The sequence below is a fragment of the Sphingorhabdus sp. genome, from assembly GCF_050921905.1.
Lineage (GTDB): Bacteria > Pseudomonadota > Alphaproteobacteria > Sphingomonadales > Sphingomonadaceae > Sphingorhabdus_B.
In genome coordinates this window covers 2,044,500-2,060,650 of record NZ_CP050888.1, presented here as the reverse complement: position 1 = coordinate 2,060,650, position 16,151 = coordinate 2,044,500, and the positions used below count along the sequence as shown (strand labels likewise).

Genomic DNA, 16,151 nt, shown 5'->3' with positions numbered 1-16,151 from the left:
AATCAATCGCCCCTAAGCCGCGCGGCATGACGCTGAACCGACGGACCTTTGCCATTATTTCCCACCCTGATGCTGGTAAGACCACGCTGACGGAGAAATTGCTCCTGCAAGGTGGCGCGATTCACTTGGCCGGTGAAGTCAAGGCACGCGGGCAAGCCCGGCGCGCGCGTTCGGACTGGATGAAGATCGAACAACAACGCGGAATTTCGGTCACATCATCGGTGATGACGTTCCAGAAAGATGGCATTGTTTTCAACTTGCTCGATACGCCGGGGCATGAAGATTTTTCAGAAGACACCTACCGGACGCTGACGGCGGTCGATTCGGCCATCATGGTCATTGATGCGGCCAAAGGTATTGAGCCGCAAACCCGCAAGCTGTTTGAAGTCTGCCGCCTGCGCAGCGTGCCGATCATCACCTTCGTCAATAAGGTAGACCGCGAAGGCCGCGCCGCGTTTGAAACGATTGATGAGGTCGCCGACGCACTCGCGCTGGATGTCTGCCCGATGAATTGGCCCGTTGGCATGGGCGGTGAATTTGAAGGCCTATATGATTTCAATAGCGGCCGCCTCAGCCAACCGTCGGGCGACAGTAAGGCATTTGAAGGCAAGATTAGCGATCATAGCGGGCTTGACGCCACCACGCTGGAACAAGTGCTAACGCCAGCGGGCGTAACCCGGCTGCGCGAGGAAGCGGAACTTGCGCAGGCGGGATATGCGGACTTTGACCTGACCGCGTTCCAGAACGGCGACCTGACTCCAGTCTATTTCGGGTCTGCGTTGAAAGAATTTGGCGTGATCGAGCTGATCAACGCCATTGCGGCCTTCGCCCCCCCACCCCGGCCACAGCCAAGTTCAAAGGGCAATATCGATCCGTCGGAAAAGGAAGTCACCGGCTTTATTTTTAAGGTGCAGGCCAATATGGACCCGCAACACCGTGACCGTATCGCATTCATGCGGCTGTGCTCAGGCACGTTCAAGCGTGGCATGAAGCTGACGCCATCCGGGCTTGGAAAGCCGGTGGCGATTCATTCGCCAATCCTGTTTTTTGCCCAAGACCGCGAAATTGCCGACAGCGCCGAACCCGGCGACATCATCGGTATTCCCAACCATGGCACGCTGCGTGTTGGCGATACCTTGTCGGAACGCAATGAGGTGCGCTTTACCGGCCTGCCAAATTTTGCACCGGAAATCTTGCGCCGTGTCGTGTTGCGCGACCCCACCAAGACCAAGCAATTGCGCAAGGCGCTCGATGACTTGAGCGAAGAGGGCGTCATTCAGGTATTCTACCCTGAAATCGGTTCCAATTGGGTCATTGGCGTTGTCGGGCAATTGCAATTGGACGTGCTGATCTCTCGGCTTGAGGCGGAGTATAAGGTCGATGCTTTCTTGGAAGCTGCGCCATATGACACTGCGCGCTGGCTGATCGGTTCGGAAAGCGCATTGGCGCAATTTGTGTCGTTCAACGGCGGCAATATGGCCAAGGATCGCGATGGCCACCCTGTGTTTATGGCGCGCTCGTCATGGGATGTGGGGTATCAGCAGGAAAAGCATCCGGACCTGAAATTTAGCGCAACCAAAGAGCGCTAACGCCAGACAGCAACGCCAAAGGGTTCGATTTCGGGGCTGCCGATGACGAATATTGCGCCGTCTGGCGCAGGGGCATGCGCGTGCGTTTCGGCAAGATTGAACGCAAAGGTCAGATCACCCCGGCGGCGCAAGCGCAATGTCGGCGGCAGCAGCGTTATCGCAACCCCAGCCTCAGCACACAAATCAACCAGCATGTTTTTGACACACGCGTCGTCGGTCAACGTCGCGAGATACACGCTCCGTCCTGACCGGACTGCGGCGGGTGCGCCATCTTCATAGGTGGCGATGATATCCGCCGCGCCGACCTCGATCGTTTCGCGCCAACGTCCGCTTTCATGCACCGAATTCTTGTACGTGATGGTCCCGTTACAATCTGGACGCAGCGTTTCTACCGACGTCACCTTGATCGGCACAAATTCTCGCAATCGTCCCGGCGGCAGGCCCTCAACAATAGAAAACTCCTCCGTCTTTGCGCCGCAGCGCGGACCAAATAGTAACAGGCCCTCGCTCGCTTTCAACGCATCGAACGCAGCATCATCCAATACCGCCAGCGTTGGCACGACAATCAGGCGATAACCATCCAGCCGCGCTTCGCCTGCCGACACGAAGTCCACATCGACGCCCGCGCCGCGCAGCGCGCAATAATATTGGAATATGACGGCATCATATCGATAGCCTGCGCCTTGACGCTCAATATCATCGACCCAGCCCGACACCGGATCAATGATGATCGCCACAGGGGCCTTGGGCGCCACCGCCGACACATCGCCCAGCAACTGCATCTCTGCCGCCACCTGCTCGACCTCGGCCCATGCCGTCGCAGGCATATCGTCGGGCCGCAATAGCCCTGCATGCATTTGTTCCTGCGCAAATGGCACTTGCCGCCAGCGAAAATAGGCAACACAGGCCGCGCCATGGGCAAAGGCCTGCAGCGTCCAATGGCGCACCATACCGGGCGCAGGGCGCGGATTATGCGGTGCCCAGTTTACCGGACCCGGCTGCTGCTCCATCACCCACCACGCCCCCTTGGACAGCCCGCGCACCGAATCGAAATTCAGCGCGGCAAGGTCAGGATGTCCCGTGCGCATAAACGGCTTCCATTCCTCCGCCGACGCCTTCGCCATCAATTGATCCGAAAAGCCGAGCGGATAATTGTCATAGCTCACGAAATCGAGCGCCCGCGTCAAAGCGGCATTATCAACGCCAGTTGTAGCCGGCGGAATGATGTTGTGCGTCACCCATTGGTCAGGCCCGGCATGACGGCGAATCGCGGATATCATGACGTCATGAAAACGCACGACTTGCTCCGATGCAAAACGGCGATAGGCCAAACGGTGCGCCGGGTTCGTCTCACACACCGTGAAAAAGGGAAGCTCGATCTGGTCGAAGCCATCATATTCCATCGACCAGAACACATTGCCCCATGCCGCATTCAACGTTTCGATATCGCCATAACGCTGCGCGCAATAAGCGCGGAACTTTTCCAAGGCCGCTGGCGATGCGCTCATTGTCGTGTCGTGGCAGCATAATTCATTGTCCGTCTGCCAACCCACAACATGGGGGTGGCCGCCATATCGCCGCGCCATTGCGTCAGTAATGCGTTCCGCCTGCATCAAATAGGTTTCGCTTGAAAAATCATAATGTCGCCGCGACCCGAACCCGCGAACTTGGCCGGTGTGAATATCAACCGGCAGAATATCAGGATATTTTGCGCACAAATATTTCGGCGGTGTTGCGGTCGGTGTCCCCAACACGACCTTGAGGCCCGCAGCGCCGAGGGTTTCGATCGCGCGGTCCATCCACGCCCAATCAAAAACGCCTTCGCTTTTTTCGATCCGCCCCCAGGCGAATTCGCCGATACGCACATAGGTCAGCCCAAGCGCACGCATCCGACGGGCGTCACGCGCCCAAAATTCTTCCGGCCAATGTTCGGGATAATAGCAAACACCTAACATACGGGCTATTTAGCGGACGCCGAGCGCCTGACAAGCCTTTAGACGTTGTACCTCTAGGAACGCGCATAAGGCCGCAAATTGCGGCGGCGGTCATGACGCATTTGATGGGCGCAAGGGAGACAACAGCGCCATAATTCGGGCATTCTGCCATTTTCTCGCCATGACTGGCGCTTATCTAAGGTGCATGACAATAGCTGGCCCCTTTGATTCGCCTATGCGTAACAGCACTCTGACCGCGCATACCCCTGCAACAGATGTCCAGCCGGATAGTGATGTTGCGATGCGCGCGGCTGCGCTCAAGCGCGTGCCCGATGATAAGGCGATGCTGCGCGCTGTGGCGGAATTGACGCGCGACTTGGGCACGCCCAACCCACGCATTTTCTGGTCTGACTTTCTGGCTTCTGCGTTTTTGGGCTATGCTGGCCTTGCCGTTGCGATCCTTTCCGGCAATCTTTGGCTGCAATGCGTGGCGGCTCTGATATCGGTGCTTGCGCTCTATCGCGCCGGAGGCTTCATCCATGAAGTCAGCCATGTAAAGCATTCGGCGCTACCCGGTTTCCGCTTTGGCTTTAACGCGGTGATCGGTGTGCCCTTGCTCGTGCCGTCGTATATGTACGAAGGCATTCACAATCTCCACCATGCGCGCACGCGCTATGGTACGGATCAAGATCCGGAATATCTGCCGCTGGCGTTGATGAAGCCTTGGACATTACCCTTGTTCCTATTCGCCTCTTTGCTCGCACCCTTTGCTTTGCTATTTCGCAACGCCGTGCTTGCGCCGCTTTCGCTGTTCATTCCCGCGCTTCGCCAGATTGTGGTGGAACGATATTCAGGCCTTGCAATCAATCCCGCCTTCCGCCGCCGTCCGGCCGAGGGCGAAGCGCATCGCAACTGGATCATACAAGAAACCGCCGCGAGCATTTGGTCAATTGTCCTGCTGGGCGGCGTGTTCAGCGGCTATATTCCGATGAATGCCTTTCTGATATTTTTGGCCATCGTCTCCAGCGTTGCCGTGCTGAATCAGATCCGCACGCTTGTGGCCCATTTATGGGAAAATGACGGGGAGCCGTTAAGCGTCACTGCGCAGTTCCTAGACAGCGTCAACGTGCCGCCACCCGGCGTACTGGCATCGATCTGGGCGCCCGTAGGGCTGCGCTACCACGCGCTGCACCATTTACTCCCCAGCGTGCCCTATCATGCCTTGGGCGAAGCCCACCGCCGCCTAACGGCACAATTGGCCCCCGACTCCGCCTATCACCGCGCAAATTATGATGGTTTGGCAGGGTTGGTAACGCGATTGACGCGCAGCACGTTTGTGCGGGGGGGTTAAGATATGGCGCCCAAACACCGCTTTTCCGGCATGGCTTGAAAGTCTGCCGTTAGCTCATCGCTATTTCTTCGTGCCTCTTGGAAGACCTTTTTGCGCAGTTTTAATTTCAGAAATCACCTTGTCAGCCGCTTCATGGCGCAACGCTTTAACCTTTGCTTTAAACTTGTCATATTCACGTTCGGCGTGTCTTTTGGCATCCTTCATGGATACAAGTCCACCGGAGTGCAGCACTGACCTACCTAAATCTTTTAGCTGTTTGTCGAGTAAATGCCCTGCTTCAACCATCGTCTTCAACCGCCCAATGTCCAGTTGATCTTCAAATATATCGAGCAAAATGGTCGTAAGGCGATTAAGCTCTTTTATTTCTCGGTCTGCCAGATAGTTCTTAGACGTAGTGACGTCAGCTTTTCTGATGTTGTCATTAGGCCATGTTTGAAGCCCCATGTTGGGTGCATTGGAGTCGGCTCTGAGTTTGAGAACTTCGGCAGGGGTATGTGACGCGACCGCATAAATTAGCTTGGCTTGCGTGTTTTTATAGAATTCGTGCCACTCGTCTGAAGTGCCATCATAATCTTGGCACATTGCACAGATCGAACGTAGCTCGCGATAGACATTGGCTTCGTCCGACCGGATGTCCCTGATGATATCGCGTAGCTCAGCAACGCGGTCACGATAATCGGGACTCTTGAGCCGAGTGGCATCTACGACGAATCCCTTCGTGGCGAATTGTACCAGCTTGTCTGTGGCCCATCTGCGGAACAAAGTGGCTTGCTTTGACGAGACGCGGTAGCCGACGGAGATCACCATATCTAAGCTGTAGAGCGTGATTGGTTTGGTTGATGATGCAATTTGCGTTTTATGCAAATTGCTCTCGTCCAGTTCGCCTTCTTCCAATATACTACTAATATGGCGCGAAATTGTCGAAACGTCACGACCATACAGGTCGGCGATTTGGGCCTGTGTCATCCAAAGTTCGGTTCCTTGGTAGTAAATTTCTACCTTAGGTCCGTTATCGGTTCCATAAACAAGGAAGCGGTCACCCGTCGCCCGATCCTCTTGCAGATGCACAGGCTCCATATCTGACATTAATATAGCCCCTAATCGACGATTCGAACGTAAAGGGAACAAATAGCATTTAGTGCGGAGGTTGCCAATAGCTTCCCGCAAAGCGGCCATCACTCTCAACGCATTAATATACTTAAAAAATACCCTGTTTCGCTTCCCCCCAAGGGCAGCGATGGCAGTCATCAAAACTATCGAAAAACTGGAGCGGGCGAAGGGATTCGAACCCTCGACCCCAACCTTGGCAAGGTTGTGCTCTACCCCTGAGCTACGCCCGCTCTGGCGGTCAGGCAACTAATTCCTGACGGGTGAGGCGCGCCGTTAGCATGGGGTATATCCCCCCGCAAGCCCCAAATGCCGCCTTTTTACGAAAACGGGGTAAAGCCTGTCTTGTGAAAGCTATCGCTGTGCCCACATAGGGGATGAAACGAATCCTGAAGATTGGAGACTGAACTTGGCGACGATGGGCCTGACCACCGACGAACAAAAAGCCGTTGAGCAATTTCGGACCGACGTTGTCGCGCCGTCGATGGAGCATTTGGTGATCCTCGATTTCTGGGCCGAATGGTGCGGACCGTGCAAGCAACTGACGCCGATATTGGAAAAGATCGCGGCGGAATATGCCGATCGCGGCGTAATACTGGCCAAGGTCAATGTCGACGAGAACAAGTTTATCGCCGCGCAATTTCAGGTGCGGTCCATTCCAACGGTTTACGCGATATTTCAGGGGCAGCCCGTTTCGGACCTGTCGCCGGCACGCACGGAACCGCAACTGCGGCAAATGCTTGACCAATTGTTGGAGAAGCTGCCGATCACCGCTGGTAGGGCCGTTACCGACCCAGCCGCGCAATACGCACCGCTTGTGGAAGAGGCCGAGGCCCTTTTGGTGCAGGACAGCGCGGAGCAGGCTTATGCCCTGTTTGCCGAAGTACTTTCAGTATTGCCCGAGCATCCTGCCGCTTTGTCCGGGCTGATCCGTGCATTGACCGCATTGGGACGTCAGGATGAGGCGCAGGCTATTTTTGACAGCCTCAGCGAGGAGCTCCGCGCCGATCCAGCGCTGGGAAAGGCAGGATCGCACTTGAGCATTGCCGCCGCGGCCGTCCCGCCGGAAGAATTGGCGCGGTTAAAGGCCGCCGTTGCAGCGTCACCTGATGACCATGCTGTGCGCTTGGAACTTGCCAATGCACTGATGGCAGGGGGCGACCGTGACGGGTCCGCCGAAGCGTTACTGCATATCATCGCAGCGGACCGCGAATGGAATGGCGGCGCAGCCAAGGCGCGGCTCCTCGAAATATTTGCTTTAATTGGATTGGAAGACTCATGGGTAGCAGCGACACGCCGAAAATTGTCAGCGATCCTGTTCGGATGACCACGCAGCGCATTTCGATTTTCCCGCTCACCGGCGCGATTATTTTCCCAAGCATGCAACTGCCGCTGCATATTTTTGAACCGCGCTATCGCGATCTGGTGAGCGATTCGCTGGCCCGTGACCGCAAGATCGGTATGATCCAGCCCAAGGGGCAAGGCAACCAGCCGCCTTTGTTCAACGTCGGCTGTCTTGCACGGATTCACGATGTGGAGGCGCTAGACGATGGGCGATACAATATCATTCTTGAAGGCGTGCAACGCTTTTCGGTGATCAAGGAATTGAATGTGGCCACAAGCTTTCGCCAAGTTGAGGCCGAATTGTGGGACGAAGATGAGATGGGCGAAGCGCTGTCATTGGCCGAACGCGCGTCGATTGAAATCGAATCACGCCGCTTTGCCGAATCGCAAGGGTATAGCGTCGATTGGGCGGCGGTGTCGCAGCTGGACGATTATTCTCTGGTTAATGCCATTGCCCAAATCGCGCCGTTTGATTTCGCAGCCAAGCAAGCCTTGTTGGAAGCGCGCGGGCTATCCGACCGCGCCGACACTATTGTGCAATTGATGCAATTTTTCGGACGACATGATGGGTCCGACGACCGCGTAACGCTTCAATAATCAGCCCAGAAAGCTCGCCCTCAGGCCATCAATGACGAATTGCGCGGCCAATGCGGCGAGCAGCACACCCAATAGCCGCGTGATCACGGCTTCAGCATTGGCACCCAAAACGCGCATGATGGGACCAGCGGCGAGCAACGCCAAAAGCGTCAGGACAAGCACGGTTCCCAGTGCCGCCAAAATGACGCCAGCGCGGTCAATCCCGCTATTTTGCGACATAAGCAGCATGACCGAGGCAATGGACCCTGGCCCTGCGATCATCGGCATGGCCATGGGGAAGACAGAAACGTCCTCAATCTCGGGCGTGTCGATGATTTTCTGCGCGCGTTCTTCGCGGCGTGACGTGCGCTTTTCAAATACCATGTCGATGGCGATCAGGAACAGCATGATTCCGCCTGCAATCCGGAAGCTGTTCAATTCAATATGCAGCGCGCCCAGCAATTGTTCGCCGAACAACGCAAAAACCAGCAATATCCCCGACGCAACCATGACGGCACGCAACGCCATATTGCGGCGCTGGGTTGCATTGGCGCCCTTGGTCAGGCTGGCGTAAATCGGCGCACAACCCGGCGGGTCGATCACTACGAAAAAGGTGATAAAGGCCGAAAGAAACAATTCGATCATCGTTGCGGCGCAACCTCATCCATGATGACGGTCTCGGTTGCATCGCCATTCCATAATTTGATTTCGACGGTGCGTGCGCCGCTGGGCTGAACGATGTAGGTGTAACTCAAGGATTGATCACCCGCATAGCCGGTCTTTATTGTTGCACCCTGAGGCCGGGTAGTGAACGTCGCGGACGCTCGGCCTTTGCAACTGGCGACCTTCGTTTCAATCATCTCTTTGGGCGCACGCGGCACGGCCAAGGTGTCGTTATGGTGTAGCACCCATTTCCATTCCCCGTCACCGCGCGCATTTTTCTCGACAAATTGCCAGACATTGGTGAAATATCCGACCGCGCCATCCGGTCTCTCCCACACGCCCGTCGTTACACCCGTTTTGCCATCACAGGACATGACCGCCTTATGCGGTTGCCACTTTACCGGCGCGACCGGGTCTGCCTGGCCCTTCAGCCATTCGAGCGCAAGCGTGGGTTGCGGCACGAACATTATGGCGTCCTTAGCGGCTGTTTCACGAAAAGCGGTCCATTGCCCCTTTTGTTGGGCAAGCTGATTAAAGCCAATGTCTGCCGCAATAATCGCGCTTGGGTTGGCGATTTTGGGCTGAAATTCATAATATTCGCGGCTTGGCGAGCCCGCACAAGCCGAAAGCGCTGCGGCAGCAAGAAGGACAGGAAAAGCTTTCATCGCGTCATATTCCTTCTGGTGCGGCAACTCCTGCCCGGCGGTGCGCGGCAACCAATGTATTGCGCAGCAGGCACGCAATGGTCATGGGCCCGACCCCGCCCGGGACAGGGGTTATGGCCCCAGCATGGCGCAACGCGTCGTCAAAGGCAACGTCGCCGACCAAACGACCTTTGCTTTGGTCCGCCTCGGGCTCCAGGCGGTTGATGCCAACATCAATCACCACCGCGCCGGGTTTCAAATAATCGCCGGTCACCATCTCCGCGCGGCCAACAGCAGCCACAACGATGTCTGCACGGCGCACAACATCTGGCAAATCCTGCGTTCGGCTATGTGCAATGGTAACAGTGCAATTTTCTGCCAACAGCAATTGCGCCATCGGCTTACCGACAATATTCGATCGCCCGATAACCACGGCGTTCTTACCGGACAGATCGCCCATATGGTCCTTTAACAGCATCAGGCAACCAAGCGGCGTGCAAGGGACAAACGCCTCCTCACCCACCGCGAGACGTCCGGCATTGACGACATGAAAGCCGTCAACATCCTTGCCCGGATCAATCGCGGCGATCACGGCTTTATCGTCGATATGCGGTGGCAAGGGCAATTGCACCAATATGCCATCGACGGCAGCATCGGCGTTGAGTGTCTTGACCAGCGCGATGAGTTCGCCTTGCGAAACCGACGCAGCCAGGCGATGTTCGAAGCTGTTCATGCCTGCCTCGACCGTCGCTTTCTTCTTGGAACCCACATACACTTGACTGGCCGGGTCATCACCCACCAGCACGACTGCAAGGCCCGGCTTATGGGCCGTTAACGCTACAAAGTTTTCAACAGAAGCGGCCACGCGCAGACGCAATTGGGCTGCAAATGCCTTGCCATCAATAATCACTGCGTTGTTCACATGCCCGCCGCAGAAATATCATTAGCCACACCCACCAACAGCATCTGCAATATGCGCAGACCGATCAATAACACCATCGGCGAAAAATCGATCATCCCAGTATCAGGCATGATCTTGCGGATAGGCTTTAGAAACGGATCTAAAATCACCGAAAGCGCCTGCCAGATGGAGGCGACGATGTTGTTCGACAGGCTGACGACATTAAACGAAATCAGCAAGCTTAGGATGAATTGAATGATGACGACGGTGGACAATATCGTCATCAAATATCCGATGATGGAAATAAGCGCGAGAAGCATGGAATTCTCCGAAAAAAGTTTGTCGAAGCGATTAGCCGAGGCAGCGCGCTGTATCAACTGCCCAAAACAGTGCAGGCCGCAGTTTACTTGTGAATCAGGGTTCCTGCACCCTTTACGGTGAACATTTCGATGAGCATGGCATGGCTGGTGCGACCATCGAGGATAACCGCCGCATCCACGCCCGCTTGCACCGCATCGACACATGTCTGGATTTTGGGGATCATCCCGCCGCTGATCGTGCCGTCCTTTTGCAACGCGGCGATCGCCGCAGGGTCAAGGTCGGTTAGCAATTCGCCCGACTTGTTCAGTACGCCGGCAACGTCGGTCAAAAGGAAAAGCCGCGCGGCTCCCAGCGCACTCGCCACCGCGCCAGCCATTGTGTCGGCGTTGATGTTATACGTATGGCCATCTACACCAACACCAATCGGCGCGATCACAGGAATCATGCCTGCCGCGCTAATCGTATCAATGATGCTGCGGTCTACGGTTGTTGGTTCGCCGACAAAGCCAAGATCGATATTCCGTTCGATATGGCTATCGGGGTCTTTTTGTGTGCGTTGCACCTTGGTCGCCGTGACGAACCCGCCATCCTTGCCCGATATGCCCAGCGCCTTACCACCGGCGGCATTAATCCAGCCAACCAGTTCCTTGTTAATCGCGCCCGATAGCACCATTTCGGCAATCTTTGCGGTTTCGGCATCGGTGACGCGAAGGCCATCGACAAATTCGCTCTCCACGCCCAATTTCTTGAGCATTGCGCCAATTTGCGGCCCGCCGCCATGAACGACAACAGGGTTGATGCCGACAGCCTTTAACAACACTACATCGTCGGCGAAATCGCGCGCGAGGCTGGCATCGCCCATCGCATGGCCGCCATATTTGACGACAAAGGTCTTACCCGCATAGCGCTGCAAATAAGGCAGCGCCTCGGTTAGCGTTTCGGCCTTGGCGAGATTGGCGGGATCAATGGTCATGCGCACTAACTGCTTTGGGGTTTGTGCCGTCCAGCTTATGGCCGTAGCTGACAAAGAAAGTGATGAGCAACGGCACCATGATCATGCTCAAAACGACCTTCGCCAGCATTTGGCCGAACAGCAAGTCCATGATGGGGAACACGCCGTAAAAGGCAATGCTTACGAACAATAAGGTATCAATGATCTGCGATAAAACCGCAGCGATGGCGCCGCGCAACGCCACATATTTGCCCACAGTATCTTTCAAACGATCGAACAGATAGACGTTGAGCATTTGCGACACGCCATAAGCGATTATGCCTGCCAGCCAAATGCGCGGCGTCTGCCCCATCATGGTGTTGAACGCGTCCAGATATTTGACGTCCATCTTCGGTGACGGCGGCAGTGAAAGCACCAGCAACGTGAGCAATATCGACGCAATGAGCGGAATGAAGCCATATTTGACCAATCGATCCGCAATAATCTTACCGTGCAAGGCTGCTACCGCGCTGGAAAGGATGACCAGCAAAAGAAACGGAAAAATGCCCGCTTCAACAGCCAGCGGCCCTAAAGAAACCTGCTTATTTCCAAGCACACCGGCAATGCACACCATGCCGCCATAAATGATTGAAAACATGAAAAGCGATTTAGGGATGCCCCCGCTCGTCGCGTGTGATGTGGTTTGATCAGTCATCCAAAACTGACTAGCGTCTAATTTTATTGGCGCAAGGCCAACGATGGCGCTAGGTCGAACGCGGGAACTATAAATTGCTGTCATGCTGAACTTGTTTCAGCATCTTACTTTCACTGTATCGGAGTAAGACCCTGAAACAAGTTCAGGGTGACGGTTTTCGGGGAAGTTATACATGCAGATTTTAATGAGCATCGCGGGCATGGTCGTCATTCTGGCGATTGCGGTTTTGTTGTCGTCCAACCGCCGTGCGATCAAGTTTCGTGTCGTCGGCGCCGCTTTTGCCCTGCAGGCAAGTTTGGCGGCCTTGGTGTTGTACGTGCCTTGGGGCAAAACCGTGCTTGCGTTCATGTCCAACGGTGTTGCCAACCTCTTGGGCTACGCCGGTGAAGGGACAAAGTTCATCTTTGGGCCTTTAGCTTCCCCCGAAATCGGCGGGAACAGCTTTGCCATTGCAGCGCTGCCAGTGATCATCTTCTTTGCCTCGTTGATATCGATCCTCTATTATCTCGGCATCATGCAATATGTGATCCGTTGGATCGGCGGCGGGTTGCAGAAAATCACGGGCATTTCAAAAGTGGAAAGCCTGTGTGCCGCCGCCAATATCTTTGTCGGTCAATCGGAATCACCCTTGGTCATTCGACCCTATCTCGCCGGGCTGAAGCCTGAACAATTATTTTGCGTCATGACCGTCGGCATGGCGGGCGTAGCCGGAACCATATTGGCCGCTTATGCCTCAATGGGCATTCGCATTGATTATCTGCTTGCCGCCGCATTCATGTCGGCGCCGGGCGGCATATTGATGGCCAAGCTGATGATGCCGGACATCCCGCCGATGCCGGTCAGTGAAAGCGACCCGGCGCTGCCCAACCCGCATCCCGATGATGAGCCAGTAATCGCATATGACGACGGCGAAGAAAAGCCCGCCAATATCATCATGGCCGCCACGCAAGGCGCGCAAACCGGCGTTAAGCTGGCGGTCGCCGTTGGCGCAATGGTATTGGCCTTCGTCGCCCTTGTTGCGCTCGCCAATGGTATTTTGGGCGGCATTGGTGGGTGGTTCGGACTGCCGGATCTTAGCTTCCAACAAATCGTCGGTTATGTCTTTGCACCGCTGATGTTCCTGCTCGGCGTGCCCTGGAATGAGGCCATTCAGGCCGGCGGCCTATTTGGCACCAAGATCGTCATCAACGAGTTTGTAGCTTTTATTGATCTCGGGGCCGAAAAGACGCTTTCGGCATCGACAGTCGCTATTGTCACTTTCGCGCTTTGCGGCTTTGCCAATATCCTCTCGGTTGCAATTCAGATCGCAATAACCGGCAGCCTAGCACCCAATCAACGTCCCATGATTGCCAAGCTTGGACTCAAGGCACTTGCCGCAGGGTCGCTGTCGAACCTGATGAGCGCTGCGCTGGCGGGACTGTTTCTGTCGCTAACCTAATCAGTTTTCGCCAGCCGTGCGCTTGAGTTCATACAATAAATCAAGCGCGGCCTTCGGGCTAAGTGCGTCGATGTCGAGGCCGGACAGTTTTTCGCGCAGCGCATCGACTTTCGCTTCGGCGGCATCAATGGCGGCGCTGAATAAAGGCAAATCGCCAAGCCCCGCGGCAAGCCCGCCGGTTTCAACGCGGCCTTTTTCAAGCTTGGCAAGCACGGCACTTGCGCGCGCCACAACCTGCGGCGGAAGGCCGGCAAGCTTTGCCACCGCAATGCCATAGCTGCGGTCCGCCGGGCCATCGGCAAGTTCATGCAGCAGCACCAGATCGCCCTTATATTCTTTTGCGCGGACATGGTGCAGCGACAGCGCATCAAGACTGTCCGCCAGCCGTGTCAGTTCGTGATAATGCGTCGCGAACAGGCATCGACAACGATTGGTTTCGTGGATGCCCTCCACCACCGCCCAAGCAATGGCAAGGCCATCATAGGTCGACGTACCACGCCCAACCTCATCCAATATGACGAAGCTGCGCTCGGTCGCTTGGGCAAGAATCGCAGCGGTTTCGACCATTTCGACCATGAAGGTTGACCGGCCGCGTGCCAAATTGTCCGACGCGCCAACGCGGCTGAACAATCGGTCGACAAGGCCAAGCCGCGCCGAGGTTGCTGGCACATAGCTGCCCGCCTGCGCCAGCAAAACGATCAACGCATTTTGTCGCAAAAAGGTAGACTTACCGCCCATGTTCGGACCGCTAACCAGCCATAACCGCTTTTCAGGCGACAGCTTGCAGTCATTGGCGATGAACCGGTCGCCCGACTTTGCCAGCGCGCTTTCGACGACGGGATGACGTCCGCCTTCGATCTCAAGGCAGGGGTGGGCAACAAAATTTGGGCGGCACCAATTGCTCTGCGCAGCGCGCTCGGCGAGCGCGGCGGACACATCAATACGCGCCAAAGCATCGGCGCTTGTGGCAATGGGATCGCGGCGGGACAATATCAGCGCCATCAGCTCTTCCAGATGCGCCGCTTCGGCGGCCAAGGCATGGCCGCCAGCTTGCGTGATGCGGACCGCTTCTTCATGCAATTCTGGCGAATTGAACCGCACCGCACCCGCCATCGTTTGCCGATGGGTAAAGCCTGTCCCGGCGGCCATCAATGCATCGCCATGCTTGGCAGGCACCTCGACAAAATAGCCCAGAACGGCATTGTGGCGTATTTTGAGTGCGGATATGCCCGTCATATCGCGATAACGCGCTTCCAACTGCGCGATCGCTTGTCGTCCATCGCGCCCCGCCACCCGCAGCATATCCAAAGCGGCGTCATAGCCTTCGGCGATATAGCCGCCTTGCGAGGTGTCTGTGGGCGGCGAAGTCACCAAAGCGCGCGACAGCAGGTCAACAATATGGCCATGACCATCCAATGCGGGCAGAAGTTGATCAAGTAGCTCCGGACGGTCCGCCATTGCGCCCAGACGTTCACGTAGAGCCCGTGCCGCATCCAACCCGTCGCGAATCTGGCCCAAGTCCCTTGGGCTGCCCCGCCCCGCCACAACACGGCCAAGCGCGCGCGCAATATCGGGCAGTTGCCGCAATGCCGCCCGCACCGCATCGCGGGTCAGCGGCGCATCATGGAACCATTGCACCAGCGACAGGCGCGCATCGATTTTCGCTTTATCCATGAGGGGGGCAGCAAGATCAGCGGCCAGTTGCCGCGCACCTGCACCTGTAATCGTGCGGTCAACCTCAGCCAGCAAAGACCCCGTGCGCCCACCTTTGCTAGCGCTGTTGATCTCCAGACTGTCGCGCGTGGCCTGATCAATCAAAAGATGTTCGTGCACCTCGCGGCGGACGGGGCGTTTTAGGAAAGGCATTTTGCCCTGTCCGGCATGCGCGAGATAGGAAATCAGGCCACCAGCCGCCGCTTGTTCGGCCCGCGTGATGGGGCCAATGCTATCGAGCGTATTGAGCGCAAAATGCTGCCGCAACACATCGCCGCCGACAACGCTGTCAAAATCTGCCCTTGGCCGTAGAATGGCACCTGGAAGTTCTGCAAACCCATCGGGTACAACTAACTCGCTGGCGGAAAGTCGCGCCAACTCCGCCTCAAGCGCGCCACCCGTCACCGTGACCAGTTCAAAATAGCCTGTCGAGATGTCGGCGGCGGCTATCCCAAAAAACTCTCCGACCTGCGCAACTGCCACGAGCATGTTGGATGCCCAGCTATCCAACAGACTATCCTCAGTCAGCGTCCCTGCGGTCACAAACCGCACAATGTCACGCGTGACCAACGTTTTTCCACCACGCGCCTTAGCTTGGTCCGGGCTTTCCGTCTGCTCGGCAATCGCGACGCGATGCCCCGCCTTAATCAACCGCGCCAAATAACCTTCGGCGGCATGAACAGGCACGCCGCACATGGGGATTGGTTTGCCATCATGTTCCCCGCGCGACGTCAAAGCGATGTCGAGCGTCGCTGCCGCCGCACGTGCATCATCAAAGAATAATTCGAAAAAATCACCCATGCGGTAAAACAGCAGGCAATCGCCCGCCTTGGCCTTCAAACCAAGATATTGCACCATCATGGGTGTCGGTGTGTTGTCCCCCGCCATAAACAATGCGTTAGCGAAGCCCGTCGGGCGGGGCAA

General features: G+C 56.3%; 14 protein-coding genes and 1 tRNA gene. 5 read left to right on the top strand and 10 right to left on the bottom strand.

What is annotated here, in order from left to right; genetic code table 11:
• Positions 1 to 26: 26 nt before the first annotated feature.
• A complete protein-coding gene (locus tag HEQ18_RS10010) occupies positions 27 to 1,589 on the top strand; it encodes a peptide chain release factor 3 (protein ID WP_432814601.1) in 1,563 nt (520 codons plus the stop codon).
• Here HEQ18_RS10010 and HEQ18_RS10005 read toward each other — a convergent pair.
• Positions 1,586 to 3,544, bottom strand: coding sequence for a beta-galactosidase (locus HEQ18_RS10005; RefSeq protein WP_432814600.1), 1,959 nt, complete (start codon positions 3,542 to 3,544; stop codon positions 1,586 to 1,588). The genes HEQ18_RS10010 and HEQ18_RS10005 overlap by 4 nt on opposite strands.
• Positions 3,545 to 3,824: 280 nt before the next feature.
• Between HEQ18_RS10005 and HEQ18_RS10000 the strand changes: the two genes are divergently transcribed.
• The gene (locus HEQ18_RS10000) at positions 3,825 to 4,874 is read left to right on the top strand and encodes a fatty acid desaturase family protein (protein ID WP_432815990.1); all 1,050 of its coding nucleotides are present in this window, start codon (positions 3,825 to 3,827) and stop codon (positions 4,872 to 4,874) included.
• A gap of 60 nt (positions 4,875 to 4,934) precedes the next feature.
• Here HEQ18_RS10000 and rhuM read toward each other — a convergent pair whose 3' ends face one another.
• Together rhuM and HEQ18_RS09990 are read right to left on the bottom strand one after the other, a co-directional pair.
• A complete protein-coding gene (gene rhuM / locus HEQ18_RS09995; protein WP_432814599.1) occupies positions 4,935 to 5,960 on the bottom strand; it encodes a RhuM family protein in 1,026 nt (341 codons plus the stop codon).
• Between the two features lie 179 nt (positions 5,961 to 6,139).
• Positions 6,140 to 6,214 (bottom strand) — tRNA-Gly (locus tag HEQ18_RS09990).
• 185 nt (positions 6,215 to 6,399) lie between these two features.
• Here HEQ18_RS09990 and HEQ18_RS09985 point away from each other — a divergent pair.
• Both HEQ18_RS09985 and HEQ18_RS09980 read left to right on the top strand, forming a co-directional pair.
• On the top strand, positions 6,400 to 7,308 hold the full coding sequence (locus HEQ18_RS09985; protein ID WP_432815989.1) for a tetratricopeptide repeat protein: 909 nt from the start codon (positions 6,400 to 6,402) through the stop codon (positions 7,306 to 7,308).
• Positions 7,305 to 7,922 carry an LON peptidase substrate-binding domain-containing protein gene (locus HEQ18_RS09980; protein ID WP_432815988.1) on the top strand — a complete coding sequence of 206 codons (618 nt, stop codon included), beginning with the start codon at positions 7,305 to 7,307 and terminating at the stop codon, positions 7,920 to 7,922. Before HEQ18_RS09985 ends, HEQ18_RS09980 begins: the two co-directional genes overlap by 4 nt.
• On the opposite strand, the gene HEQ18_RS09975 is transcribed toward HEQ18_RS09980, so the two are convergent.
• From HEQ18_RS09975 to HEQ18_RS09950, 6 genes are all read right to left on the bottom strand, one after another.
• On the bottom strand, positions 7,923 to 8,546 hold the full coding sequence (locus tag HEQ18_RS09975) for a MarC family protein (RefSeq protein ID WP_397605643.1): 624 nt from the start codon (positions 8,544 to 8,546) through the stop codon (positions 7,923 to 7,925).
• Positions 8,543 to 9,229, bottom strand: coding sequence for a hypothetical protein (locus HEQ18_RS09970; protein ID WP_432814598.1), 687 nt, complete (start codon positions 9,227 to 9,229; stop codon positions 8,543 to 8,545). The genes HEQ18_RS09975 and HEQ18_RS09970 overlap by 4 nt, the downstream gene beginning before the upstream one ends.
• Before the next feature lie 4 nt (positions 9,230 to 9,233).
• The gene (gene folD / locus HEQ18_RS09965) at positions 9,234 to 10,130 is read right to left on the bottom strand and encodes a bifunctional methylenetetrahydrofolate dehydrogenase/methenyltetrahydrofolate cyclohydrolase FolD (protein ID WP_432814597.1); all 897 of its coding nucleotides are present in this window, start codon (positions 10,128 to 10,130) and stop codon (positions 9,234 to 9,236) included.
• On the bottom strand, positions 10,127 to 10,429 hold the full coding sequence (locus tag HEQ18_RS09960; protein WP_432814596.1) for a YggT family protein: 303 nt from the start codon (positions 10,427 to 10,429) through the stop codon (positions 10,127 to 10,129). Before HEQ18_RS09960 ends, folD begins: the two co-directional genes overlap by 4 nt.
• An 83-nt stretch (positions 10,430 to 10,512) precedes the next feature.
• Entirely contained in the window at positions 10,513 to 11,403 is an 891-nt protein-coding gene (gene argB / locus HEQ18_RS09955) for an acetylglutamate kinase (protein ID WP_432814595.1), read from the bottom strand.
• Positions 11,393 to 12,076 carry a queuosine precursor transporter gene (locus HEQ18_RS09950; RefSeq protein WP_397605636.1) on the bottom strand — a complete coding sequence of 228 codons (684 nt, stop codon included), beginning with the start codon at positions 12,074 to 12,076 and terminating at the stop codon, positions 11,393 to 11,395. The genes argB and HEQ18_RS09950 overlap by 11 nt, the downstream gene beginning before the upstream one ends.
• Before the next feature lie 172 nt (positions 12,077 to 12,248).
• On the opposite strand from HEQ18_RS09950, the gene HEQ18_RS09945 reads away from it, so the two are divergent.
• On the top strand, positions 12,249 to 13,514 hold the full coding sequence (locus tag HEQ18_RS09945) for a NupC/NupG family nucleoside CNT transporter (RefSeq protein WP_397605635.1): 1,266 nt from the start codon (positions 12,249 to 12,251) through the stop codon (positions 13,512 to 13,514).
• On the opposite strand, the gene mutS is transcribed toward HEQ18_RS09945, so the two are convergent.
• A complete protein-coding gene (gene mutS / locus HEQ18_RS09940; RefSeq protein ID WP_432814594.1) occupies positions 13,515 to 16,115 on the bottom strand; it encodes a DNA mismatch repair protein MutS in 2,601 nt (866 codons plus the stop codon).
• Positions 16,116 to 16,151 lie beyond the last annotated feature (36 nt).

Excerpts from the sequence above, each read along its gene's own strand:
- rhuM (WP_432814599.1), bottom strand. The coding sequence starts at position 5,960 with ATGTCAGATATGGAGCCTGTGCATCTGCAAGAGGATCGGGCGACGGGT.
- HEQ18_RS09980 (WP_432815988.1), top strand. The coding sequence starts at position 7,305 with ATGACCACGCAGCGCATTTCGATTTTCCCGCTCACCGGCGCGATTATT.
- HEQ18_RS09945 (WP_397605635.1), top strand. The coding sequence starts at position 12,249 with ATGCAGATTTTAATGAGCATCGCGGGCATGGTCGTCATTCTGGCGATT.
- HEQ18_RS10010 (WP_432814601.1), top strand. The coding sequence starts at position 27 with ATGACGCTGAACCGACGGACCTTTGCCATTATTTCCCACCCTGATGCT.
- argB (WP_432814595.1), bottom strand. The coding sequence starts at position 11,403 with ATGACCATTGATCCCGCCAATCTCGCCAAGGCCGAAACGCTAACCGAG.
- HEQ18_RS09960 (WP_432814596.1), bottom strand. The coding sequence starts at position 10,429 with ATGCTTCTCGCGCTTATTTCCATCATCGGATATTTGATGACGATATTG.
- HEQ18_RS09970 (WP_432814598.1), bottom strand. The coding sequence starts at position 9,229 with ATGAAAGCTTTTCCTGTCCTTCTTGCTGCCGCAGCGCTTTCGGCTTGT.
- HEQ18_RS10005 (WP_432814600.1), bottom strand. The coding sequence starts at position 3,544 with ATGTTAGGTGTTTGCTATTATCCCGAACATTGGCCGGAAGAATTTTGG.
- HEQ18_RS09975 (WP_397605643.1), bottom strand. The coding sequence starts at position 8,546 with ATGATCGAATTGTTTCTTTCGGCCTTTATCACCTTTTTCGTAGTGATC.
- HEQ18_RS09985 (WP_432815989.1), top strand. The coding sequence starts at position 6,400 with ATGGGCCTGACCACCGACGAACAAAAAGCCGTTGAGCAATTTCGGACC.
- HEQ18_RS09950 (WP_397605636.1), bottom strand. The coding sequence starts at position 12,076 with ATGACTGATCAAACCACATCACACGCGACGAGCGGGGGCATCCCTAAA.
- mutS (WP_432814594.1), bottom strand. The coding sequence starts at position 16,115 with ATGGCGGGGGACAACACACCGACACCCATGATGGTGCAATATCTTGGT.
- HEQ18_RS10000 (WP_432815990.1), top strand. The coding sequence starts at position 3,825 with ATGCGCGCGGCTGCGCTCAAGCGCGTGCCCGATGATAAGGCGATGCTG.